Source organism: Ruegeria sp. AB7 (assembly GCF_056542625.1).
The window spans coordinates 706,221-729,403 of the sequence record NZ_JBQGAC010000001.1 but is presented as its reverse complement, the minus strand read 5'-3'; the positions used below and the strand labels follow the sequence as shown (position 1 = coordinate 729,403).

Annotated in this window: 24 protein-coding genes; 14 read left to right on the top strand and 10 right to left on the bottom strand. The window is 59.0% G+C overall.

Features of this window, described 5'->3' with window-relative positions; translation table 11 throughout:
• Window position 1 precedes the first annotated feature (1 nt).
• Both speB and ACR0EN_RS03665 read left to right on the top strand, forming a co-directional pair.
• Window positions 2-949 (top strand): agmatinase, encoded by a 948-nt coding sequence (speB, locus tag ACR0EN_RS03670; protein ID WP_170817855.1) that lies wholly within the window; start codon window positions 2-4, stop codon window positions 947-949.
• 45 nt (window positions 950-994) lie between these two features.
• The gene (locus ACR0EN_RS03665) at window positions 995-1,408 is read left to right on the top strand and encodes a DUF1499 domain-containing protein (RefSeq protein WP_480438606.1); all 414 of its coding nucleotides are present in this window, start codon (window positions 995-997) and stop codon (window positions 1,406-1,408) included.
• On the opposite strand, the gene ACR0EN_RS03660 is transcribed toward ACR0EN_RS03665, so the two are convergent.
• Window positions 1,334-1,636: a hypothetical protein gene (locus tag ACR0EN_RS03660; protein WP_170406248.1), complete on the bottom strand. Its 303-nt coding sequence runs from the start codon at window positions 1,634-1,636 to the stop codon at window positions 1,334-1,336. The two genes, ACR0EN_RS03665 and ACR0EN_RS03660, sit on opposite strands and share 75 nt — an antisense overlap.
• A gap of 62 nt (window positions 1,637-1,698) precedes the next feature.
• On the opposite strand from ACR0EN_RS03660, the gene prfA reads away from it, so the two are divergent.
• From prfA to ACR0EN_RS03645, 3 genes are all read left to right on the top strand, one after another.
• Window positions 1,699-2,754, top strand: coding sequence for a peptide chain release factor 1 (gene prfA, locus ACR0EN_RS03655; protein ID WP_170396981.1), 1,056 nt, complete (start codon window positions 1,699-1,701; stop codon window positions 2,752-2,754).
• A complete protein-coding gene (gene prmC / locus ACR0EN_RS03650; protein ID WP_480585241.1) occupies window positions 2,751-3,608 on the top strand; it encodes a peptide chain release factor N(5)-glutamine methyltransferase in 858 nt (285 codons plus the stop codon). Before prfA ends, prmC begins: the two co-directional genes overlap by 4 nt.
• Window positions 3,609-3,835: 227 nt before the next feature.
• On the top strand, window positions 3,836-4,417 hold the full coding sequence (locus ACR0EN_RS03645) for a DUF4167 domain-containing protein (RefSeq protein ID WP_170509525.1): 582 nt from the start codon (window positions 3,836-3,838) through the stop codon (window positions 4,415-4,417).
• Window positions 4,418-4,475: 58 nt separating this feature from the next.
• On the opposite strand, the gene rsmA is transcribed toward ACR0EN_RS03645, so the two are convergent.
• The 5 genes from rsmA to lptG all read right to left on the bottom strand — a co-directional run bounded on the left by rsmA (window position 4,476) and on the right by lptG (window position 10,871).
• Window positions 4,476-5,318: a 16S rRNA (adenine(1518)-N(6)/adenine(1519)-N(6))-dimethyltransferase RsmA gene (gene rsmA, locus ACR0EN_RS03640; protein ID WP_480585238.1), complete on the bottom strand. Its 843-nt coding sequence runs from the start codon at window positions 5,316-5,318 to the stop codon at window positions 4,476-4,478.
• An 81-nt stretch (window positions 5,319-5,399) separates the two neighbouring features.
• Window positions 5,400-6,365, bottom strand: coding sequence for a 4-hydroxythreonine-4-phosphate dehydrogenase PdxA (gene pdxA, locus ACR0EN_RS03635; protein WP_480585235.1), 966 nt, complete (start codon window positions 6,363-6,365; stop codon window positions 5,400-5,402).
• Window positions 6,362-7,615, bottom strand: coding sequence for a peptidylprolyl isomerase (locus tag ACR0EN_RS03630; protein WP_170396753.1), 1,254 nt, complete (start codon window positions 7,613-7,615; stop codon window positions 6,362-6,364). The genes pdxA and ACR0EN_RS03630 overlap by 4 nt, the downstream gene beginning before the upstream one ends.
• Window positions 7,606-9,771: an LPS assembly protein LptD gene (locus tag ACR0EN_RS03625; protein ID WP_170817851.1), complete on the bottom strand. Its 2,166-nt coding sequence runs from the start codon at window positions 9,769-9,771 to the stop codon at window positions 7,606-7,608. The genes ACR0EN_RS03630 and ACR0EN_RS03625 overlap by 10 nt, the downstream gene beginning before the upstream one ends.
• On the bottom strand, window positions 9,771-10,871 hold the full coding sequence (gene lptG, locus ACR0EN_RS03620; protein WP_170596094.1) for an LPS export ABC transporter permease LptG: 1,101 nt from the start codon (window positions 10,869-10,871) through the stop codon (window positions 9,771-9,773). The genes ACR0EN_RS03625 and lptG overlap by 1 nt, the downstream gene beginning before the upstream one ends.
• Before the next feature lie 219 nt (window positions 10,872-11,090).
• On the opposite strand from lptG, the gene ACR0EN_RS03615 reads away from it, so the two are divergent.
• The 3 genes from ACR0EN_RS03615 to ACR0EN_RS03605 are packed head-to-tail and all read left to right on the top strand — an operon-like array spanning window position 11,091 to window position 14,098.
• Window positions 11,091-12,557 (top strand): leucyl aminopeptidase, encoded by a 1,467-nt coding sequence (locus ACR0EN_RS03615; RefSeq protein WP_480585232.1) that lies wholly within the window; start codon window positions 11,091-11,093, stop codon window positions 12,555-12,557.
• A gap of 4 nt (window positions 12,558-12,561) precedes the next feature.
• Complete coding sequence (locus tag ACR0EN_RS03610) at window positions 12,562-13,020, top strand: DNA polymerase III subunit chi (protein WP_170567077.1); 459 nt, start codon at window positions 12,562-12,564, stop codon at window positions 13,018-13,020.
• Window positions 13,021-13,051: 31 nt separating this feature from the next.
• Window positions 13,052-14,098, top strand: coding sequence for an aldo/keto reductase (locus ACR0EN_RS03605; RefSeq protein ID WP_480585229.1), 1,047 nt, complete (start codon window positions 13,052-13,054; stop codon window positions 14,096-14,098).
• A 75-nt stretch (window positions 14,099-14,173) separates the two neighbouring features.
• Here ACR0EN_RS03605 and ACR0EN_RS03600 read toward each other — a convergent pair whose 3' ends face one another.
• The gene (locus tag ACR0EN_RS03600; protein WP_170396763.1) at window positions 14,174-15,160 is read right to left on the bottom strand and encodes a GlxA family transcriptional regulator; all 987 of its coding nucleotides are present in this window, start codon (window positions 15,158-15,160) and stop codon (window positions 14,174-14,176) included.
• 132 nt (window positions 15,161-15,292) lie between these two features.
• On the opposite strand from ACR0EN_RS03600, the gene bcoG reads away from it, so the two are divergent.
• The 3 genes from bcoG (at window position 15,293) to ACR0EN_RS03585 (ending at window position 18,513) form a co-directional block, all read left to right on the top strand.
• Window positions 15,293-16,210, top strand: a complete 918-nt coding sequence (bcoG, locus tag ACR0EN_RS03595; RefSeq protein WP_170817849.1) for a 3-dehydrocarnitine:acetyl-CoA trimethylamine transferase BcoG — start codon at window positions 15,293-15,295, stop codon at window positions 16,208-16,210.
• Between the two features lie 63 nt (window positions 16,211-16,273).
• Window positions 16,274-17,755: a carnitine 3-dehydrogenase gene (locus ACR0EN_RS03590; protein ID WP_480585226.1), complete on the top strand. Its 1,482-nt coding sequence runs from the start codon at window positions 16,274-16,276 to the stop codon at window positions 17,753-17,755.
• A complete protein-coding gene (locus ACR0EN_RS03585; RefSeq protein ID WP_170396769.1) occupies window positions 17,752-18,513 on the top strand; it encodes an SDR family oxidoreductase in 762 nt (253 codons plus the stop codon). Before ACR0EN_RS03590 ends, ACR0EN_RS03585 begins: the two co-directional genes overlap by 4 nt.
• A gap of 1 nt (window position 18,514) precedes the next feature.
• Here the strand turns inward: ACR0EN_RS03585 and ACR0EN_RS03580 are convergent, their stop codons facing one another.
• Window positions 18,515-18,697, bottom strand: coding sequence for a hypothetical protein (locus ACR0EN_RS03580; protein ID WP_170396771.1), 183 nt, complete (start codon window positions 18,695-18,697; stop codon window positions 18,515-18,517).
• A 76-nt stretch (window positions 18,698-18,773) separates the two neighbouring features.
• Window positions 18,774-19,640: a helix-turn-helix domain-containing protein gene (locus ACR0EN_RS03575; RefSeq protein ID WP_170396773.1), complete on the bottom strand. Its 867-nt coding sequence runs from the start codon at window positions 19,638-19,640 to the stop codon at window positions 18,774-18,776.
• 108 nt (window positions 19,641-19,748) lie between these two features.
• On the opposite strand from ACR0EN_RS03575, the gene ACR0EN_RS03570 reads away from it, so the two are divergent.
• From ACR0EN_RS03570 to ACR0EN_RS03560, 3 genes are read left to right on the top strand one after another with little or no spacing between them, the layout of a single operon-like run.
• Window positions 19,749-19,952 carry a DUF2061 domain-containing protein gene (locus tag ACR0EN_RS03570; RefSeq protein ID WP_170396775.1) on the top strand — a complete coding sequence of 68 codons (204 nt, stop codon included), beginning with the start codon at window positions 19,749-19,751 and terminating at the stop codon, window positions 19,950-19,952.
• Complete coding sequence (locus tag ACR0EN_RS03565; RefSeq protein WP_170817847.1) at window positions 19,945-20,847, top strand: fatty acid desaturase; 903 nt, start codon at window positions 19,945-19,947, stop codon at window positions 20,845-20,847. Before ACR0EN_RS03570 ends, ACR0EN_RS03565 begins: the two co-directional genes overlap by 8 nt.
• 21 nt (window positions 20,848-20,868) lie before the next feature.
• Window positions 20,869-21,771 carry a DMT family transporter gene (locus ACR0EN_RS03560; RefSeq protein WP_170396780.1) on the top strand — a complete coding sequence of 301 codons (903 nt, stop codon included), beginning with the start codon at window positions 20,869-20,871 and terminating at the stop codon, window positions 21,769-21,771.
• On the opposite strand, the gene ACR0EN_RS03555 is transcribed toward ACR0EN_RS03560, so the two are convergent.
• Window positions 21,768-23,120 (bottom strand): DEAD/DEAH box helicase, encoded by a 1,353-nt coding sequence (locus ACR0EN_RS03555; RefSeq protein WP_170396782.1) that lies wholly within the window; start codon window positions 23,118-23,120, stop codon window positions 21,768-21,770. The two genes, ACR0EN_RS03560 and ACR0EN_RS03555, sit on opposite strands and share 4 nt — an antisense overlap.
• Between the last annotated feature and the right edge of the window lie 63 nt (window positions 23,121-23,183).

Sequence of the window (23,183 nt, the reverse complement as noted above, 5' to 3'; positions counted from 1 at the left end):
CATGACCCAATACAACCAACCGATTGGCGGCAATGATCTGGCACGGTTTTCGGGGCCGAACACGTTTATGCGGTTGCCACAGGCGTCGTCGCTGGACGGGCTGGATGTGGCGATCCTGGGGGTTCCGATGGATATCGGCACTTCGTGGCGGTCGGGCACACGGTTCGGACCCAAGCAGATTCGCAGCGAAAGTGCGATGATCCGGCCCTATAACATGGCCAATGGCGCGGCACCGTTCGACCATTTGCAGATCGCAGATATCGGCGATCTGGCGATCAACACTTTCTCGCTTGCCGATAGTCTTAGGATCATCAAGGAAAGCTATGACGGCATTCTGGCGCAAGGTGTCATCCCGGTGGCGATGGGTGGGGATCACTCGATCACTTTGCCGATCCTGCGGGCGATGGCAGCCAAGCACGGGCCTGTGGCTCTGGTGCACGTGGACGCCCATGCCGACGTGAATGATGAGATGTTCGGTGAAAAGGAAACCCACGGCACTGTCTTCCGCCGCGCCTATGAGGAAGGGCTGATTGTCCCTGACAAGACCTTTCAGATCGGCATTCGAGGCTCGGGTTACGCCGCCAGCGACTTTACCGAGGCACAGGGTTGGGGGTTCCGTCAGTACCCGGCGTGGGAGCTGTGGCAACAGAACCTGACCGAAATCGGCTCTTTGATCCGTAAAACTGTTGACGATCACCCGGTCTATATCACCTACGATATCGACAGCCTCGATCCGGCCTATGCACCCGGAACAGGCACGCCCGAGATCGCAGGTCTGACCACTCCGCAGGCGCTGCAGTTGATCCATGCGCTGGCGGGCATGAACGTGGTGGGCTGCGATCTGGTCGAAGTATCTCCACCCTATGATCCGTCGGGCAATACGGCACTGACCGCAGCCAATCTACTGTTCGAGATGCTGTGCATTCTGCCCGGAGTGACGTCACGATAGGGGTGCGACGCCATCCTCTGACCGAGTAAGCAGGGCATAGCGGGAATGAATGGGCAGATGAAAATGGTGCTGTGGCTGTTGATTGCGGTGGGCCTTGCAATGGGTGCCTATATCAGACTTGCGCCTTCAGATCCTGTGCGCTGGCATGTGGCCCCTGAAGACGCGGAACGAGACCTGAAGGGTGGTGTCGTTCGAGTCGTCGAAACCGGTCCTGATGGGCTGGCGCGTCTCGATAAAATTGCGCGCGCAACACCACGCACCAGTGTTCTGGCCGGATCTCTAGAAGAGGGCATGATCACCTATATCACCCGTACCAAGGTATTCGGGTTTCCCGACTACACCACCGTGCAGCAAGACGGTGATACGCTGCGTATCTATGCAAGATTAAGATTTGGCCGGAAAGATTTCGGCGTTAATCGGGACCGGGTCACCCAATGGCTTGCTTTGCTGCAACCCTGACGACAAACAGCCCTCTTGCACCTCGCGCCACATGGGCACGTTCAGTGACATTTGGCATTGGGCCATGAACATGCGGCCGTCGACCTGCAGGCATATCATCTCTCCCAACTCGATGCGGGTGCCGGATTTGTCGGTGCAATAGCAGTCTTGCACTTTGCCTCCGGGGCCAACAACATCGGCCATTCCGGGCGTCGCAATGAGTGTCAGGGCTAAGATCAGTCGCTTCATGGCCCAAGCCTAGCACAAGGCAGGGCCTTGACCAAAGCCTCTGGATGATAGACACCGCGCGGATGATCCCCGAAGAACGCCTTGAACAGATAACTCAGCGATTCCAATACCTCGAAGCGGCCATGGCGGATGGTGCCTCTGGCGGGGATATTGCAGCTTTGGCAAAGGAATATTCCGACCTCAAGCCGGTGGTCGATCAGATCATGGCGTGGCGTCAGCTGGTTTCTGATCTGGCCGAGGCCGAGGCAATGCTGTCCGACCCGGACATGAAAGAGCTGGCCGAAGAGGAAATTCCAGAACTGCAGGCGCGTATCCCCGAGGCGGAGCATGCCTTGCAGCTGGCGCTGTTGCCCAAAGACGCGGCTGATGCGCGCCCGGCAATGCTGGAAATACGCCCCGGCACCGGCGGGGATGAGGCCGCGCTGTTCGCCGGAGACCTGCTGCGCATGTATCAACGCTATGCCGAAGCGCGGGGCTGGCAGTTCGAGATCATCGAGGAACAAGCGTCTGATCTTGGTGGGATCAAAGAGGTGGTGGCACACATCAAGGGCGACAATGTCTTTGCGCGGATGAAGTACGAATCCGGCGTGCATCGCGTGCAGCGCGTGCCCGAAACCGAAAGCGGTGGGCGCATTCATACCTCGGCGGCGACGGTGGCGGTTTTGCCAGAGGCCGAGGATGTGGACATTCAGATCGATGCCAATGACATCCGTATTGACACGATGCGCAGCTCGGGCGCGGGGGGGCAGCACGTGAACACGACGGATTCGGCTGTGCGGATTACTCACTTGCCCAGCGGTATCGTGGTGACCAGTTCCGAGAAATCCCAGCACCGAAACCGTGAGATAGCGATGCAGGTGCTGAAAACGCGCCTTTATGATCTTGAACGGCAGCGGATCGACAGCGAACGCTCGGCGGATCGCGCCAGTCAGGTCGGTTCAGGTGACCGGTCGGAACGGATTAGGACGTATAACTTCCCGCAAGGCCGCATGACGGATCACCGCATTAACCTGACGCTTTATAAGCTGGATCAGGTGATGCAGGGCGATCTGGATGAGGTGATCGACGCGCTGACCGCAGATGATCAGGCTCGGCTTCTGGCCGAAATGGCGCAATGATTTCGGCGCTGACAGCCGCGCAGGCCATGGTCGCTGCAACCGCACGTTTGCGAGCAGCCGGTGTGCCTGATCCAGCGCGGGATGCGCGGGTGTTGCTGGCGCATGCGGCGCGGATCGAGGCCAGCCGGGTGACTCTGATCGCGCCCGAAGAACTGCCTGTCGATATTGCGGAACGCTATGACCAGCTGATTTCGCTGCGGGCCATCCGTGTGCCGGTGTCGCATCTGTTGGGCGAGCGGGAATTCTATGGCCGCCGGTTCCGGGTCAGCCGCGATGTGCTTGATCCACGCCCCGAAACCGAGGCTTTGATCGAGGCGGCGCTGAGTGAGCCGTTTGACCATGTACTCGATTTGGGTGTGGGCTCGGGCTGTATCCTGATCACCTTGCTGGCCGAGCGGGCGAGTGCCTCGGGCGTCGGCGCCGACCTCAGCGAATCTGCCTGTCTGCAGGCCAGCGCCAATGCAGTACTGCATCAGGTGCAGGCGCGCGCCGAGATTCGGCAATCTGACTGGTTCGAAAACATTGAGGGTCAGTTCGATCTGATTGTCTCGAATCCGCCCTATATTTCAGCGGACGAGATGCACGCGCTTTCCCCTGAAGTGCGCGAGCATGAGCCGCGCATGGCGCTGACGGATGAGGGCGACGGTCTGGATGCCTATCGCCGTATTGCGGCGTCGGCCCCGGATTATCTGATGCCCGGCGGGCGTATCCTGGTTGAAATTGGCCCGACACAGGGCGCTTATGTTTCTGCCCTTTTTGATTCCGCTGGTTTGACCGGCGTAAAGGTGATCCCCGATCTGGACAGGCGTGATCGTGTTGTGGGGGCCAGAATGCCGCCTTCTAAGCGAAACTGAGGCCGAAAAATGCCGATTGATGTAAAAAAGCTGCGACATTTTCGAGAATCCCCTTGTCTGAACGCTCAGGACATGTTTACTCAGGATTAGTCGGCGAGGTTGACGCTGTTTCAGCGCACCCCTGACGCCAAGCCCAAAAAGTCGATAGCGCGTAACGGCACAAGCCACTGAGCAGCGTTAGATACGGGTTGATCGACAGTGAATTGATAAGGCTGACGTAAAGTAAGATGAGATCTTCCAAATCCCGCTCGCGGGCCAAGAACAACCGCAATCGTCCTTCTGGCGGAAACGTCGTAAACCGGGTTTTTGACAGCTCGGGCCCCGAAGGCAAGGTGCGTGGCACACCGCAGCAGATCATTGACAAATACAACCAATTGGCGCGCGACGCTCAGCTGTCGAATGACCGCGTGGCAGCTGAGAACTTTCAGCAACACGCCGAGCACTATCTGCGCATGCTAAGCGAAGCGCAGCGCGAGATCGAAGCGCGCCGCGAAGAGCAAGAGCGCCAGAACCGCGAACGACAGGCCGAGCGTGATCGTGAACGCGCCGAGCGTCAGGAACGCGAAGCAGCCCGTCAGGCCGATCCGGCCGAGGCTCCGCAGCCGGACGTTGTGGATTTCGGGAATGAGGCGGCTGCGCCCGATACAGGGCTGGTCGAGACGCCGGAAAGCAAGGATGCCGAGCAACCCGAAGCGACCGAGCGTAAGGAAAAGCCGCGCCGCCCGCGCACCCGGAAGCCAAAGGCTGCCACCCCTGCGGCTGAGGAAGCACCCGCTGACAAAGGCGACGCACCCGAGGCAGCTGAATAAGCGCTTTTCGATCATGAATTGAATGAAAACCCCGGGCAAAGGCCCGGGGTTTTTTCGTTCAGGGTTTGCGAATTTCGCGCGCGAGCGCGCAGAAGGCTTCGAGCGGGATCTGCTCGGCCCGGTCTGTGGGCTTGATCCCGGCTGCGATCAGGCGGTCCTCGATATCTGGCGCTGCCCCTTTCAGTGAGGCCCGCAGCATTTTGCGGCGCTGATTGAAGGCTGTGGCAACCACGCGCGACAGGGTTGCGGCGTCAGCGGGATAGCGGGGTTCGGGCAGGGCAGTCAGGTGAACCACGGCGCTTGAGACCTTGGGCGGTGGAGTGAAGGCTCCGGGTGGCAGGGACATCGCAATGCGCGCTTCGGCCCGCCATTGGGCAAGGATGGCGAGGCGGCCATAGGCCTTGCTGCCGGGTTGGGCGACGATCCGCTCGGCCACTTCACGTTGAAACATAAGGGTCAGGCTCTGCCAGAAGGGCGGCCATTCGGCCGGGGTGAGCCAGCGGACCAGAAGCTCGGTCCCGACATTGTAGGGAAGGTTCGCGGCCACCCGGATCGGAGGTGTCAGGTGGGCCAGCGGCTCGATTTCCAGCGCGTCGCCGTTGATCACTTCCAGCTGGCCCGGATAGGCGGCGGCGATGTCGTTCAGGGCGGCGATGCAGCGGGTGTCCTTTTCCACGGCCACGACCTTGCGCGCGCCTTCGGACAGAAGCCCGCGAGTCAGACCTCCGGGGCCTGGGCCGATTTCAAGGATATCGCATTGAGTCAGATCACCCGCCTGCCGCGCGATCTTGGCGGTCAAGTTGAGGTCGAGCAGGAAGTTCTGGCCCAGCGACTTGCGGGCCGAAAGCTGGTGAGTTGCGATAACCTCGCGCAGCGGGGGGAGGGAGTCGATGGCGCTCATGACTTTAGCGTTGTTCGGAATGGAGGGGGAGCGCCAGAGATTTTTTGCCTCCGGCGGAGGTATTTGGGGCCAGATGAAGCATTAGCGGGACTGCGCCATTCGCTGGGCGAGCTTCAGGGCCTCGATCAGGCTGTTGGGGGTCGCGCTGCTTTGGCCCGCGATGTCCAGAGCGGTGCCGTGATCCGGCGAGGTCCGGACGAAGGGCAGGCCCAAGGTTACGTTCACACCGCGGTCGAAATCCAGTGTCTTGATCGGGATCAGGGCCTGGTCGTGATACATCGCGATCGCGGCATCATATCGCGTGCGCGCCGCGGCGTGGAACATAGTGTCTGCCGGGTGGGGTCCGGTCACGGTGCAATCGACTGGATTGAGGTCTGCGATCAGTGGCGCGATCCAGTCAAGCTCTTCCGTACCCATTTTCCCGCCTTCGCCAGCATGGGGGTTCAGCCCCGCGATGGCGACGCGAGGGTGGGGGATGCCGAATTGGGTGCGCAGGCCTTGGGCGGTGATCTCGATGGTTTCTTGCAGCACTTCTGGGGTGAGTGCGCTTGGGACCTGGGAGAGCGGGATGTGGATGGTGGCCGGAACCACGCGGAGCTGTTCGCTGGCCAGCATCATTACCACGCGCGACCGGCCTGCCAACGCCGCAAGAAATTCGGTATGGCCAGGGAAGGCAAAGCCCGCACCGTCGATCAGCGCCTTTTTGTGGATCGGCGCGGTACACAGTGAAGAGGCTGCGCCGGAACTCACCAGCTCAACACCCTTTTCAATAGAATCGATGACCGAAAGTGCGTTTGCTGGATCGGGGTGGCCGGGCATGTTCGGGGCGGGGAAGTCGAAATGCAGCACCGGGAGAGCCGAGGCGCTGGCCGGTGTGGCCTCTGACGGGTCGGCGATCCGGGTAATGGGTGTTCCATCGGGCAAATGTGATGCGTCGCCGATGTAGAAGAACGGACAGGTATCGCGCAGGGCTGCCCAAGCTTTGGCTGCGATTTCGGGTCCGATCCCGGCGGGCTCACCGCAGCTTAGTGCGATTGGGGCGATCATTGTTCGATGATGACAGCGTCGGCCCTCAGCTGTTCCAGCAGGCTGTTTGCAAGGGCCTGCAACCGCTGCTGGGTCAGTGCGTTTGCGACGTCCACACGGGTGGTGTCTTCGCCCAGGTTGCGGGTGCGATTGCACAGCATCAGGAACATCAGCGTCTGCCCGTTGTTGCGCGTCAGCGTGGCCGATGCCTCATTTGGATCAAGCTTGGCCAGCTCAAGCGCTACGTCGCGTGGAATCGCCGAGGGGCTTTGGGTAAGGCGTTCCAGCACGTCGGGCGATTGATCTTTGGCTATGCCGTAGAGGTCATCGCAAGTGTCGATCTCTTCCTTGAGCTTTTCGGCTTTCGCAAGCGTTTCGGTGCTGCGGCCACCGGGAAGGTAGTAGATCGCGTAGTCGATCTCGGAATAGGTTGGGGCACCTGCGGCAACTTCGCGGATGCCGCGCATCTGGAACAGAGCCACGGCGTTCGGGAGCGAAAGTGGGTCGGTGATCTCACCGTTTTTCAAGCCCAGAATGACGGGTTGCAGGGCCGGAGGCAGGTTGTTGAGCGACAGCCAATCCAGTCGCCCGCCATTCTCGCGTGTGGCAGCGGCAGAGTATTGCGTAGCAGCCGAAGAAAAGCTGTCTTGATCGGGAAGTTGTGAGATTTCATCGGCAAGGGCTTCAGCCTGCGCCAGGGTCTGCGGTGTTACCGGAATGATAATTTCGGACAACAGAACCTGCAGGCCGCCGCCGCCACCCTGACCCAAAGCACGGTTGATCTCATCTTCCGAGGGACGAGCCTGCGACAGAAAGCGGGTGCTGACAAAGTCGCGCCAGGACAGTTGATCGGCGACAAAATCCCGGACGGTTTCCTTTGATACGCCCGCATCGTTGAGCAGCTGCAGAAACTCTTCGCTGCTGAGGTTGCCGCGCGAGGCGAATTCATCAATCCCGGTCTGGATATCTTCGGGCGCGGCTTCGATGCCGGCATCGCGCATCGCCTGTTTGCGCAAACGATCCTCGATCAAGGCTTCGCGGACTTCGCGCTCGGAACTGCCCGGAACACCGAGCAGTTCGAGAAACTGCTGACGTTGTTGAAGTTCATACCAGGTGACAATGTCCTGATTGACCCGGATTGCAGGCGAGAACAGGCTTTGAGCCTGGACCTGTGGTGTGGCCATTGCAACAAGCGCGGCAGCCAGCACCGGCAGCACCGATCTACGGCAGCCAGAGCGGAGAGATTTTGTGAAACCTGAGATCAACTGCATCTTCTCTTAAACTTCTGTCCATCGCCTTCGACGGAATACCCTGTCAGGGCAACGGTAAAGCCGAATTCTGTCGAAGGCTCAATACTTGATGTGGAGGTAAAGCGTCTGTTGACGTTCACATTTACCTGCACACACTCATTTTCGTAGGTCACGCCGAACCCAAGGCGGAGTGGTTCGGATTCGCTGAAATCATAGCGTGCGCTGGCAAGGGTTAGCCAATTTTGGTCTACGCGGTAGCGGCCACCGACCCGTAGTTCCGAGATTTCATCATTATTTGCTTCAGCAGGATCAGGTTCGAGCCAGATGTACCCGCCGGAGATTGCCGTATCTCCATTAGACCAGCCTGCACGAATTTCAGCTTTGGTAAAACTGAAATCGCTGTTTAAAAGCCCACGCGCGGCCAATGTCAGCCCCTTGCCGTTATTCAATTGCCCGGCAAGCAGAATGTCGGACTTGGTACCCTGCAGCCCCGATGTGAGCGTGAAATCCGGATCCGCATCGGACCGGAAGACCTGTCCGATTGTCGCCAGCGCCCGCCAGCCGTCAGCATTGTACCGAGACCAGTTCAGGCCCACAACGGCGGTTGCACCGTCTTCGCGGCGGTCGGGGGCCGGAAAGCGCGAAAGGGACAAAAGATTGCCCTGATCGAGTTCCTGAAAGGTACTTTCATCGTTGGGAACGTCATTGTTCGAAACATGCGTCCAACCAATTTGCGCGATTGGCTCAAGGATTTGTGTTGCACCGGACTGCTCGCGGCGCAGCATGGGGTAGCGCAGCGTAAAAGCTGCGCGCGGGGTCGAGCGGGTTACATTGTTCGGAAACTCGCTGTCATTGCGGATATTGAACGTATCCACTGACGCGCCCACCAATGCCTCTGCACGTAATCCGGTCGCAAAGGTCCAGTTGCGCAGCCATTCCGCATCGAATGTTGCCCTGGCGACGTCGCGACCAATAATATCTTCGTCACTGGTTCGCGTGTGGGTGTGACCATCGAGGCTTAGTTCAACTTCACCCCCTAAGGTGCTGGGGAAGAATCGCTTTCGATAGTTGATGTCGAAGACACGCGATGGGATTTCATCCTGATTTTCGCTATCCCGAAGGGACTTGTAGTGGATGAAGCTGGTTCTGAACGCCGTATCACGCTTGATCCGCTCAAGTGCAATTTCGCTACGCAGGCGGTCAAAATCGGGCAAGCCGTAATCTGCCAGATACGAGTCATCCGAAGTTGTTTTGATATCGAATGTCAGCCGGTAGTCATTTCCAAGACCGAACCGGCCATCGGCAAAGAAATACCCCCGGTCTTGACCGGGCTGCAGGTCGTCGCGTGTATAAGAGCCTCGCAGCCGAATGCGCCCGCGTTTGAATGCCTGCCGGTAACGAAACCCAAGTGTGCGGGTCTTGGACGACAGATAGGGCGTCAGAGTCAGGTCCTTGTGATCTCCGATCTTGAAGAAATACGGCACCTGAACGCCAGTGCCCAGTTGCGAAGTGGTGCGGATCGACGGCACGAGAAAGCCGGTCGCCCGCTCAAGTGTCGGGTCGGGTAGGCGCAACGTGGGAAAGTAGAAGACCGGGACATCGAGTATTCGGAACTGTGCGCCTTCGAAATAGAGCTGCCGTTCAAGCTGGTCATGGGTCACTTTCCGGGCGCGAATTTGCCAGATCGGGGGTCTGCCATTCGCGCAGACATGACATGACGTTGCAGCGACCTTGCTGAATTGCGTATAGCGACCTGCCGCACGGGTGGCCTGAACTGAGGCGATCTGCACTTGCTGGTCAAAGACCATACGCGCGCCCATCAAAAGGCCATTTTGTATCCCGCTGTCCAACTGCGCGGAATCGGCCAGCAATGTGCTGTTTCCGCCTTGATCGATCCGGATTGGGCCGGTCAGGGTCAGCTCGCCGGTTTCGCGATCATAGGTGACGCTTTGCGCTGTCAGTTTGACGTCGCCTTGGAAGGCCTCGACATTCCCCTCTGCGACCAGTTTGCGATCCGGGGTAATGAATATCTCATCGGCCACCAGTAGCGCGGGTTGATTCTGTTCAGTCGCGTCAACCTCGCTGGAGGCACCTTCTGGTTCGGACTGTGCGGCAACTGCTGCTGGCAGCGAGAGGATCAGTGCGCTCGACAGCAACAAAGACAGGACGGAGCGCATCAGCCATCCTCCGCATGGAGCAACAGGCCCAGAGACAGTAGAATGCCCGCAAAGGGTGGGGCCCAAGCCGAGACCAGAATAGGTAATTGCCCGTTTTCGCCAAGGATTTGGGCGAAATTCCGGATGAAGTAGATACCGAACCCCAGCAATACGGCGGTCAGCACGGCGATGCCGGTGCCGCCGAACCGGACATGGCGCATTGTGAAGGCGGCCCCGATCAGAACCATCGAAACCAGAAACAGGGGTCGCGCAAGTTGTACCTGCAGCCAGACCTCATATTGCTTGGTTGAAAATCCCGCTTCGCCCAGATCACGAATCAACTGGGGCAGATCATAGACCGAAACCGAATCCTTTTGCCCAAGAGTGTCCAGAATCCGGTCTCTGGTCAGCGTTGTGGGGAGGTTCAGGATCTCATGGCTGGTGGCATTTGCTTCGGGATTGAGGTCGTCCTGAATGGGCCAGATTTTGGCCTGATGCAAGGTCCAGAATCCATCCTCCAGATCAGCTTGCTGGGCCGAGATTTGCTGGTTCGGCTTGCCGTCGGATGAGAACGTTGTGATGGTCACGTTCTGCAGGGCAAACCGGTCGCCATTGACAGTGCCGGTTGCGTGAATCACCGACTGACCGTTGGCAGAGCTCTGGCGCAACCACAACCCCTCGCGGCTGATGGACAGGGCTGAACCACCCTGGTTGCGATAACCATCAGACAAGCGTTGGAACTCTTCCGACGTCGCGGCCGCGATGGGATTCAGCATAGTAACAGCAAGTGCGCCGATGGTCAGCGCAAGCAACACGGGCGCCAGCAGGGCTCGGATACCGGATCTCCCGATTGCGCGGGTCACCACCAGTTCGGAGCTGCGGGCGAGGCCGACAAACAGCGCGATGGTGGCCAGGATCATCAGCAGGGGCAACATCTCGCTGATCGCGGCCGGTGTGTTCAGCAACGTCAGTTGCAGCAACTGGCCAAAGGATAGGTCAACACCATCGAACCGCCGCACCTGTTCGATCAGATCGATCAGGATCATCAAGGTCAGAAAAATACCGCCGATTACAAGAAAGCTTTGAATAAAGCGGCGGGCAAAATAGCGGTCGAGGATCACTTGGGCATCCCCGTCAAACCCCGGCATCCAAGAATCACAATCGGGCATGGAATCATGCGCGACGGCCTGTAACTGCCGATTGGTGTCACGTTCTCTCCCCCGAGCCTGCCGTTATTTTCGCGCGACCATAATGCAATTGCCCGGCGGGGAAAACTGCTATCTGGTCAACGGTGGCTGCGCGGGCTAGGTCTTGGGCAACGCATTTTTCAGGAGAATGATATGAGCAGTCTTGTGCCCGTCCGATTCACCCCCTTTGACCTTGATGCGATAGCGCAAACCGAAGGGCGCGTGGCCATTCTCATTCCCGCCGATGGCAAGATGAGCCCCGCCGCGCGTCGAGCCAATCGCCTGACCAAAGGCGCGGTTGCGCGGCTGGTCGAAAGCGAGCGGTTCAGCAAGGTCAAATCGGGTAATGTTATTTCGTTGGCCTGGCCTGCCGGAATGGTGGCCGAGGCGCTGGATATTCTGGTGTTGCCGCGTCGCCCCGACTCTGACGAGGCACGCAAGGCCGGGGCCAATCTGGCGAAAGCTGCAGCGGGCAAACCCGTGCTGGTCATGGCCGCCAATCACGCGCGTATCGAAGAGGTAGCCTTGGGCATGGTACTGCGGGCCTACGATTTCGATGTCCACAAATCCAAGGACTCAGACCCGGCGGGTGAGATCACCATCGGTCACTCCAAGCCGGAGGAGGCCGAAGCTGACTTTGCGCCGCTCTATGCCGTCGCAGACGGTGTGCGCATGACACGAGATCTGACAAATGAACCCGCGAATGTGCTGACGACAACTGAGTTCGCGGACAGATTGGTCGAGATGGAATCGCTGGGCCTGAAGGTCGAGGTTCTGGAAGAGGACAAGCTGGCCGAACTGGGCATGCGTACACTGCTGAGCGTCGGGCAGGGCTCGGTCAGCCCCTCGAAAGTTGTGGTGATGCAATGGGACGGCGGCGACAAGGATGACGCGCCGCTGGCCTTGGTCGGCAAAGGCGTCGTGTTCGATACCGGCGGTATCTCGCTGAAGCCGGCCGGAGGCATGGAAGACATGACCATGGACATGGGCGGCGCGGGTGTTGTTGCCGGAACCATGCGAGCGCTGGCCAAGCGCAAGGCAAAGGCCAATGTCGTTGGGCTGGTCGGGTTGGTCGAAAACATGCCCTCGGGCAATGCCTCTCGCCCGGGCGATGTGGTCACTTCGATGAAAGGCGACACTGTCGAGATCATCAACACCGATGCCGAGGGTCGTTTGGTTCTGTGTGACGTCATGTGGTACGCGCAGGATCGGTTCCAGCCGGTGGGCATGATCGATCTGGCCACTCTGACGGGCGCGGTCATCATTGGTCTTGGGCATGAGAATGCCGGTGTGTTTTCAAACAATGACACCTTCTGCGACGCCTTCCTGAAGTCGGCCAAGGCCGAGGACGAGGGCGCATGGCGGCTGCCCTTGGGTGAAGGCTACGACAAACAGCTTAAATCGCGCATTGCGGATATGAAGAACGTGGGCGGGCGGCCCGCAGGTTCGATCACCGCAGCGCAGTTCCTGCAGCGTTTCGTCAAGGAAGAGACGCCGTGGATTCACTTGGATATCGCAGGTGTGGCCTCTGTCTCTTCCGAGACCGCTTATGCACCGAAAGGGGCCACGGGCTGGGGCGTCCGCGCGCTAAGCCGGTTCGTGCAGGACAATTTCGAGTAAGCGCATGGGTGCCGTCTATTTCTACCACCTGACTCGTCAGCCGTTGGAGCACACATTGCCTGTGCTGCTCGACAAGGCACGGCAGGCCGGATGGCGGATTGCCGTGCGGGGTGTCGACCCTGCGCGCATGGACTGGCTGGATGAGAAATTGTGGCTGGGACCTGAGGACGGGTTCCTGCCGCATGGCCGCGAAGGTGGCCCGCACGACGCGGCACAGCCCGTTCTGCTGACGACCGGCCAAGGGGCAGCAAATGGCGCGACCTGTGTAATGGCTGTCGATGGGGCAACGGTTGAGGCGGAGGAAGTTTCGACCATGGAGCGTGTCTGCATTCTGTTCGACGGGAATGATCCGGAGGCGGTTCAACATGCGCGCGGGCAGTGGAAGGCTCTGACCGGGGCGGGGTGTTCGGCACAGTATTGGTCCGAGGAATCCGGACGATGGGAGAAAAAGGCTGAGGCTTGATCAGCCACAAATATATTTTAGGGGATTTCAAATGGATATGAAGCCTTTGGGCCGCACCGGGATCATGGTGTCGGATTTATGTCTTGGGACAATGACCTTTGGTACTCAGACCTCGGAAACTGAGGCGCACCGCCAGATGGACATGGCGCTTGCGGGTGGGATCAACTTTGTCGACGCGGCTGAGATGTATCCGGTGAACCCGATCTCGGCAGAGACGGTCGGGCGGACCGAGGAAATAATTGGCAATTGGAATGCCGCCAATCGTTCGCGTCGAGGGGACTATGTGCTGGCCACGAAACACTCCGGTGAAGGGTTCGTGCATGCGCGCAATGGCGCCCCAATCTCGAAAGAGACCATACCTGAGGCGATAGAGGGTTCACTGCGTCGTCTACAGACTGATTGCATAGATCTCTATCAGTTCCACTGGCCAAATCGTGGCAGCTACATGTTCCGACAGAACTGGGACTATGCGCCCTTGGGTCACAACCGTGACGAGATTATGGACGAGATGCGCGAAAGCCTGATCGCTCTGCAGGCGCAGGTGGACAAGGGCAATATCCGTGCCTTTGGTCTGTCGAATGAAAGCGCTTGGGGTACCGCTCAGTGGTTGCGGGCATCGGATGAGGTTAGTGGACCTCGGGTCGCGTCGATCCAGAACGAATATTCTTTGCTCTGCCGGTTATTCGATACCGACCTGGCTGAATTGTGTCTTCTGGAAGATGTCGGGTTACTATCATTCTCACCGTTGGCGGCAGGTTTCCTGACTGGGAAATATCAAGGGGGTGCTGTTCCAGAAGGATCACGCATGGCGCTGGTGCCGAATATGGGCGGGCGTAAAACAGATCGCGTTTTTGATGCCGTGGCTGCTTATCTGGATGTTGCCGCGCGGCATGGGCTGGACCCGATCCACATGTCACTGGCGTGGTGTTGCAGCCGTCCTTTCATGGCCTCAACCATCTTTGGCGCGACAAATGTAGCGCAGCTAGAACATATTCTGGCGGGTAAGGATTTGAAGCTGTCGTCCGAAGTGATGGCCGAGATCAGTGCGGCGCACCGGGCGTTTCCGATGCCATATTGAAGGGATGGGGGCTCTGCCCCCGTCGCCTTTGGCGACTCCCCCGAGGTATTTTAGGCCAGATGAAGTTGGATCGCGTCAGTGATGGGTGGGTTGCGTACGGTCTTGCCTGAGGTCGCGAGCCGTGAGGCCGTGGGCGGTTCGGAACGCGCGCGCGAAGCTGGATTGCGAGGCGAAGCCGGTGGCCAGCGCCACGTCCATCAGCGGCAGGTCGGTATCGGTAACCAGACGGCGGGCCTCGGCCAGTCTGAGTTGCAGGTAATGATCCTGTGGAGTTGTATTCAGGCGCAGGCGGAACTGCTGCTGCAGGGTGCGCGTACTAGTGCCGAGTCTATCGGCGATGTGCGCAAGGGACAGGGGGTCGTCCAGTGAGGATTCCATCAATGAGTTGGCTTTGGCAGTGAGCGCGGTGTGACGGTGCGGCGCACCGGTGCGGCTTTGTGGTTTTGAGGGCTGAGACGCACCTTCATAGAGGAATAGCCCGGACACGCGGGCGGCAAAGCCCGCGCCATGACGTGCAGCAATAATATGGAGCATCATATCGATCGCCGGGACGGCACCGCCGGAGGTTAGGCGTGTATCGGAGACGGTAAATCGGTCAGGGCGCACATCGACATTGGGAAAGCGCGCAGCGAAGTTCTCCAAATCCTCCCAATGGGTCGTCGCCGCGTGACCGTCGAGCAATCCAGCCTCAGCCAGTAACCAGGGGCCGCCATCTATCCCGGCGATTGTTGCACCGGTGGCCGCGATCCTGCGGAGCCCGGCGAGCAGGCTGGGCGTCGCATGACGGGCCAATTGGAATCCGGCAACTACGATCAACAGATCGCAGCCCTGCAACCGGGCCAGGGGAATGCCCTGCACATTCAGAGCGCTGGTCAGCAACGCGGGTTCTGCGGTTGCCGTGACGTAGTCCCAATCAAAAGCGGGCCGATCCGCCAGTCGGTTGGCAGCACGCATCGGATCGACGGCGGCCGCGAAGCTGAGTGTGTTGCATTCGTCCAGCACCAGCACCGCCGTTTTCAGGGCGCGATGTTCGGGCTGCAGTATGTTTTTTGCGGATTTCATCAAGTCTGATTCGCATTTTGCTAAGTGGTTCCCTCAAGGCTGCGTCAGAGTTGGCGTTGACGCAAATCGGAATCCGGGGAGAAGCCTGGGGAAAACCCACGGTAAAACCGGGTATAAGCTGGGGATAACGCCATGCCTTTGGAAATGAACCGCGAAGTCTTTATCACCTGTGCCGTCACCGGCTCGGGCGGGACACAGGATCGCAGCCCACATGTGCCGCGTTCGCCGAAGCAGATTGCCGATAGTGCAATTGCTGCAGCGAAAGCCGGTGCGGCCGTGGTGCACTGCCATGTGCGCGACCCCGAGACCGGTGCGCCTTCACGCGATCTGGCGCTGTACCGTGAAGTCACGGACCGCATTCGCGATGCCGAAGTAGACGCGGTTCTGAACCTGACGGCGGGCATGGGCGGAGACATGGTGTTCGGCGGGATCGAAAATCCGCTGCCTTTGGCAGAGGCCGGAACCGATCTGGTTGGTGCCTCTGAACGTGTTGCACATGTAGCGGAGTGCTTGCCTGAAATCTGTACTCTGGATTGTGGCACGATGAACTTTGCCGAGGCCGACTATGTGATGACCAATACGCCCGGCGCCTTGCGGGCGATGGGGCAGATGATGACCGATCTGGGTGTGAAGCCCGAGATCGAGGCCTTCGACACCGGCCATCTGTGGTTCGCCAAGCAGCTGGTGAAAGAGGGTGTTCTGGAACCGAACGCTCTGGTCCAGCTATGTATGGGGGTGCCGTGGGGGGCTCCGGATGATCTCAACACCTTTATGGCGATGGTGAACAATGTGCCGGAGGACTGGACGTTCAGCGCGTTTTCGCTGGGGCGCAATGAGATGGCGTATGTCGCGGCCTCGGTTCTGGCGGGCGGTAATGTGCGCGTTGGGCTGGAGGACAACCTGTGGCTGGAAAAGGGTGTTCTGGCCGAAAACTGGCAGTTGGTCGAGCGTGCAGGCAGCATCATCGAAAACATGGGCGCGCGGGTGATCGGGCCGCAGGAAGTACGTGAGAAGCTGGGGCTTACCAAGCGGGCTCCGGTTGCGAAGTAGTCGCGGATTGGGGGCCAGCCCCCAAACCCCCGAGATATTTTTGGCCAGATGAAGAGGCGGATCGTGGGCAAAGAACAGCAAGCAAAAGCAGCAGCAATCATCGGAGGCGGAGTGATCGGTGGCGGGTGGGCTGCCCGGTTCCTGCTGAACGGATGGGATGTTCGGGTATACGATCCCGACCCTGAAGCCGAGAGGAAGATCGGTGAGGTGTTAGATAACGCGCGTCGTTCTTTGCCGGGGTTGAGCGATGTACCTCTGCCTCTCGAAGGGACGCTGAGCTTTCATGACGATCTCAGTGAGGCAGTTCAGGGTGCGATCTGGATTCAGGAGAGCGTACCGGAAAGGCTCGATCTGAAGCTGAAGGTTTACAAGAGCTTGCAGGGGGCTTGTGATCCAGATGCAATCATCGGGTCCTCGACCAGCGGGTTCAAGCCCTCGGAGTTACAGGAAGGCGCGTTGCGACCCGAGCAGATCGTGGTGACCCACCCGTTCAACCCGGTCTACCTGCTACCACTGATCGAACTGGTTCCGACCGACAAGAATTCACCTGACTTGATCGCGCGGGCCAAAGATCTTTTGACTTCGGTGGGGTTCTTCCCGCTGCACATCAAGAAGGAAATCGACGCGCATATTGCTGACCGGTTCCTCGAGGCGGTGTGGCGCGAGGCGCTTTGGCTGGTGAAAGACGGCATCGCAACGACCGAGGAGATCGATGAATCCATCCGCATGGGTTTTGGCATCCGTTGGGCCCAGATGGGACTGTTCGAAACCTATCGCGTGGCCGGTGGAGAGGCCGGGATGCGGCATTTCATGGCTCAGTTCGGCCCGGCGCTGAAATGGCCCTGGACCAAACTGATGGATGTGCCTGAGTTCACCGATGAGTTGGTCGACATGATTGCGGATCAGTCGGATGCGCAGTCTGGCAAGTACTCGATCCGCGAGTTGGAGCGTATCCGGGACAATAACCTCGTTGGTATGATGCGGGCGCTGAAGGCCCAGAACTATGGTGCAGGGGCGGTATTGAACCAGCATGATGCGGCCTTGAAGCCAGGAGCGCTGCCGACGCTGGACGAGGCGGATCTGAGCCAGCCGATCCTCACGCTGTCGCGCGCCGTTCCGCTGGATTGGACCGACTACAATGGCCACATGAATGAAGCTAAATATCTGGAGGCCTTTGCAGCGGCCACGGATCGTTTCATGGAAATCATTGGCTGCGATATGGAGTATATCGCGACAGGCGGCAGCTATTTCACTGCCGAAAATCACATCCGTTACATGCAGGAGACCCATGCGGGGTCGCGGATCGAATGCCGTACGCAGATGCTGTTAGGGCAGGGCAAGAAGCTGCATGTCTTCCACAGCATGTACGAGGGTGAAACGCTGCTGGCCACAGGCGAAAGCTTTCTTCTGCATGTCAGCCTTGAGACCCGACGCCCCAGCCCACCTTCACCCGAGATCGAGGCCGCGATGGCACGGGTTGCCGAGGCGCAGGCCGCGTTGCCTTATCCCGAAGGCGCGGGCGCGGCGATCCGCAAGCCCGCATGAGCAGCCGCGTCTTGATTACCGCAGGCGCCTCTGGCGTCGGCAGGGCCATGGCTGAAGCGTTTGATGCTGCCGGGGCTCAGGTCTGGGTTGCGGATGTTGATGCGGATGCGTTGGCGGATTGCCCGGCGCATTGGAAGCAAAGCCAGCTTGATGTGTCGGATGAGGATGCTGTCGCGGCTGCGTTTACCGACCTTGAGACCGAATGGGACGGGCTTGATGTGCTCTGTGCGAATGCGGGGATAGCGGGCCCCACCGCAGCGGTTGAGGACGTTTCCCTGACGGATTGGAGGTCATGCCTTTCCATCAATCTAGAGGGGTCATTTTTGTGCTCTAAATACGCTGCACCTCTGATGAAACAGCAACGCAGCGGCGCGATCTTGATCACTTCATCGACTGCAGGCCAGTACGGATACCCCAACCGCGCGCCGTACGCGGCGGCCAAGTGGGGCATGGTGGGATTAGGCAAAACGCTGGCGATGGAACTTGGGCCGCACGGAATCCGCTGCAATGTGATCTGCCCGGGTTCGGTCGAAGGTCCACGAATGGAGGGCGTGTTGCAGCGCGAGGCCGATGCCAAGGGCATGACCCGGGATCAGGTTTACGACGGCTATGCCTCGGGCACGTCCATGGGCCGCTTTGTAGAGGCGCAGGACATTGCGAACATGGCTGTATTCCTGGCTTCAGATGCAGCGAGGCTGGTGTCGGGTCAGGTAATCGCGGTGGATGGCCATACGGTCAATCCTGACCCGAAACTGTGAATCAGCCCTGATTTGGCCCCCGAATCTGGCGGATGGCGCTGCGGACGGCTTGCCAGTCCTGCGCCTCCTGCTGATTTCCGGCGGCTTCGCATTCGCGCATTTTCTGCGCAGCTTCGGCTTCGGCCCGATCGCCATGGGCCGTATAAAGGGCACGTGCGTATTCAGCGGTTTTGAGTGCGTCCATTCCCGTCATCCTCCATCTCAGATCGGAATGTCTGTAGTTTCGCGCCAAGTGACTATACTACAGCTTTCAGCCCAGGTCATGTCTGAGAGATTTCTGAGCGCAATTGCTGCAGATGGTCCGGAAAATCACGCGCGGTCATATCCGCCTCTCGAACCAGCCGGTCGAAATGGAGCGTAAAGACCTCAATCCGGTCGCGGTCTCGGAAAGCCATGTAGTGGCTTCCGGCATAGAACACGCAAAGAAGTGGGCCGAATATCGTGACGGGGGCAGAGTAAAGACGTTTTGCATCAAATAGATAGATGCGCAGACGTGGATAAAGCTGCTCGCACACCGACAGCAGGTGATCGATCTGATCCAACCGGACCTGAAGCGGTAGTCCCTCGTAGTAACCGGTGGCATAGGCAAAGCTGTGAAGCTCGTACAACGGCATGGCAATCTCATAATCGGACTGGGCGCTGCGCATCCATGCCAGCCGGTCTGCCGAGGCGCCAATGGCTTGATCTGCAGTACGGCCGAGATGCGGAGCGTATTCCCATTCAAGCACGGCGCGGGTCTTGAGCATGTCGGGCAGGGTAGCCGGAACGTAGCGTATCTTGTAGCCGGCGGCCTCTTGATGCCATTCAAAAATGCGCTCATCAACCAATGCCCGGGCGGCCTCGGTTAGGGTGAGGGAACTGGCCAATAGTTCTGCCGCGCTTTCGGGTCGGTTGGAAAGCCCAAGAAGCCAATCGGCGGAAACCCCAAGCGCCGAGGCGCAGCTGCCGACGACATGAGCATTCGGAAGGCGTGCCCCCGCCCCGGTCAGCAATTGCGAAACGGTAGATCGGTCAACCCCGATGCTGCGTGCCAGGGCGCTTTGGCTGACGTTGCGCTCTTGCATCGCTCGGGCCAGGCGCTGGCGAAAATGCAGGGCGCGATCCCGTTTGTCGATTTTATCAATCATGTGATGATTAATATCACCTTTGGTGAGAATTGTTAATCATATTCAGAATTCACGACCCTTGGGTCTGTCTGTAACGCTGGTGTTACAAAAATAAGAATGGGGTCTGGAATGGAAACGCGACGCAGGTCGGTCGTGAAGGCGCTGGTGTGGAATGCGATGGGGCTGGCGATGATGACGCTGGTTGGTTTGATCGCCACGGGTTCAGCAGCACTTGGAGGGATGGTTGCTCTGGTCAATACAGCCATTGGCTTGACCATGTATGTAATTTACGAGCGTATCTGGGCCGGAATCACGTGGGGCCGCAATGGCTGAGCCGGTCACACCCAAATCACCTGAATGGGCGACATTTGCCCTGATCATCGCGTGCTATTTAGCCTGGATTGGTGCGATTTTCTGGTTGGCAGGCATATCGCTTTGGCTTGCGATCCCGTTCATGGGGCTGGTGGCTGCGCTGCATTCCTCGCTGACCCATGAGGCTTTGCACGGGCATCCCTTTCGCCAGAAGTGGCTGAATGAGGCGCTGATGGCGATGCCGCTGACTTTGTTCATTCCCTACAATCGGTTTCGGGACCTGCATCTGGCGCATCACTGTGACGCGAACCTAACCGATCCCTATGATGACCCTGAGACCAACTATCTCGACCCGCAGATCTGGGCGTCTCTGTCCGGTTGGCAGAGGCGGATGTATCAAGTGAACAACACTCTGCTGGGGCGGATGGTTCTGGGGCCTGCAATTGGGCAGGTTGCGTTCTTGCGGGATGAACTGCGTGGTGCGCTTCGCGGAGATCGGGCGATTTTGTTGGCATGGGCGCTGCATATGCCCGCCGTTGTCGCGACTCTTTGGATCGTCGCGCTTTCGCAAATGCCGATCTGGGCCTTCGCCCTTTCAGCATATATCGGGCTGGGACTGGTCAAGATCCGCACATTCCTGGAACACCGCGCGCATGAGAAATCGCGCGCGCGCACAGTGATCGTAGAGGACCGTGGCATCCTTGCATTTCTGTTTTTGAACAATAACTTGCACGTCGTTCATCATATGAACCCATCAGCACCTTGGTACCGATTGCCTGCTCTCTATCGTACCGGCAAGGAAAGGTACCTGGCCTGTAACGAGGCTTATGTCTACCGTTCGTACGGGCAGATATTCCGAGAGTATTTCTGGCGCGCCAAAGATCCGGTGGCGCATCCGCTCTGGCCAAAGCCTTGATTTAACGACAGAAGGGAAGCCATGAGTTTATGGATTCCCGTCACCATCGCGGCCGCATCGTTCCAGACGGTGCGGTTCATGCTGCAGAAATCCCTGAGCAGCGTGAAGCTTTCGGCTGCCGGGGCGACATTTGCACGATTCGCCTATTCCATGCCATTGGCCTTGCTGGGGCTTTTCATTGCTTTGGGCGCGACAGGGTACGAACTGCCAGCGCTGACGGCGAAGTTCTGGATATTTGCTGTCATCGGCGGGACCACACAGATATTGGCCACGATCTGCGTTGTGGCATTGTTCAAGCAGCGCAACTTTGCGGTAGGGATTACGTTCAAGAAAACTGAGGTGATTCAAACCGCTATTGTGGGGTTCCTTGTCCTCGGCGATCAGGTCTCTACCGGGGCGCTGGGGGCAATTCTGCTTGGGTTGCTGGCCGTCCTGTTATTGTCAAAAACGCCCGGAGGCAGCGGCGCTTGGTGGCAACATCTGACAAACAAAGCCTCGCGTCTTGGACTGGGGTCAGGCGTGTTATTCGCATTCTCCTCGGTCAGCTATCGCGGCGCCTCTTTGCAATTGGGCGACATCGATGCGTGGTTCCGGGCACTTGTGACACTGGCCGTCGTGGTAACGTTTCAGTTTCTCAGCATGTGGCTGTGGCTGCTTTGGCGAGACAGGGCCGAGCTGCGCGCCGTGTGGGAGACTCGCCGGACCGGGGTTTTTGTCGGCCTGACCAGCCTCTGTGGTTCGTTTTGCTGGTTCTTTGCCTTCACGTTGCAGAACGCAGCCTATGTAAAGGCCTTGGGTCAGATCGAACTGATCCTCAGCCTGTTCGCATCGCTGCTGTTTTTCCGTGAAACCATCACCCGGCGCGAGATCGCCGGAATGACGTTGCTTGGCTTGTCGATACTGGCGCTTGTGCTGACAATCTAGCCTGCGCGACGCTCATCAAAGCTGAGAGCGATAAAGCTGGGCAGGTGATCCCCCATGCCTACAACTGCTGGCCCGCCATCGTCGCGACGCCCACGACCACGGGTTTTGGGCTCGCGCTCTTTGCGGCTCTCGCTCTTTTTGTTGTCCGACGCTTTGGCCTTCTTCTCTGGCTTTGGCGCCTCGGGCTTGGGCTCATCGGCCTTGACCGGATTGTCGATGCGCGGAATGTCCTTTTGGATCAGGCTCTCGATCGCGGCCAGCGCCTTTTCATCGCGGCCCGAGCAGATCGTGATTGCCTTGCCTTCGCGCCCGGCACGGCCCGTGCGGCCGATGCGGTGGACATAATCTTCGGCATGGCCGGGAACATCGAAGTTGAACACGTGGCTGACCGAGGGGATATCCAGACCCCGCGCAGCAACGTCCGAAGCTACCAGCAGCCGCAGTGATCCATCGCGGAATCCGTCCAGTGTTTTCATCCGCTGCGACTGATCCAGATCGCCATGGATCGCGGCGGCGTTATAGCCGTATTTCTTCAGCGACTTGGCGCAGATATCTACATCGGTCTTGCGGTTGCAGAAGATGATCGCGTTGGTGCATTTGTCGCCCTCGGCATCGATCAATGCGCGCAGGGTCTTGCGTTTCTGGCTGGCCTCACGATCCCGGCGACCACCTTTGAACATCACTACGCCTTGTTCGATGGTTTCCGAAGCGGTGGCCTGACGCGCAACTTCGACCCGGGTGGGGGCCGACAGGAAAGTATCGGTGATCCGTTCGATCTCGGGCGCCATGGTGGCTGAGAAGAACAGCGTCTGGCGGGTGAATGGCGTCAGCGAGAAGATGCGCTCAATATCAGGAATGAAGCCCATGTCGAGCATCCGGTCAGCTTCGTCCACCACCATGATCTGAACGCCTGTCAGAAGCAGCTTCCCGCGTTCGAAATGATCCAGCAGACGGCCCGGAGTGGCAATCAGCACGTCAACACCGCGGTCGATCAGAGCATCCTGTTCCTTGAAGGAAACGCCACCGATCAACAGTGCTTTGGTCAGCTTGAGGTGCTTGGCGTAGGTATCGAAATTCTCGGCCACCTGCGCTGCCAGTTCCCGCGTCGGGCACAAGACCAGCGAGCGTGGCATACGTGCGCGGGCGCGCCCACGGGCCAGCAATGTGATCATCGGCAGGGTGAAGCTGGCGGTTTTGCCGGTGCCGGTTTGGGCGATCCCCAGAACATCGCGCCCTTCCAGCGCGGCTGGAATTGCGCCTTCCTGGATCGGGGTCGGAGTTTCGTATCCGGCTTCCTCAATTGCTTTGAGGACCTTCGGGTTCAGGTTCAGTTCGTTAAACTTTGTCATGTATGTCCGGTTCAAGCGGACACTAGACCTGGCCCGCGCGTCTGAAAATGCCGGGCCCGGATG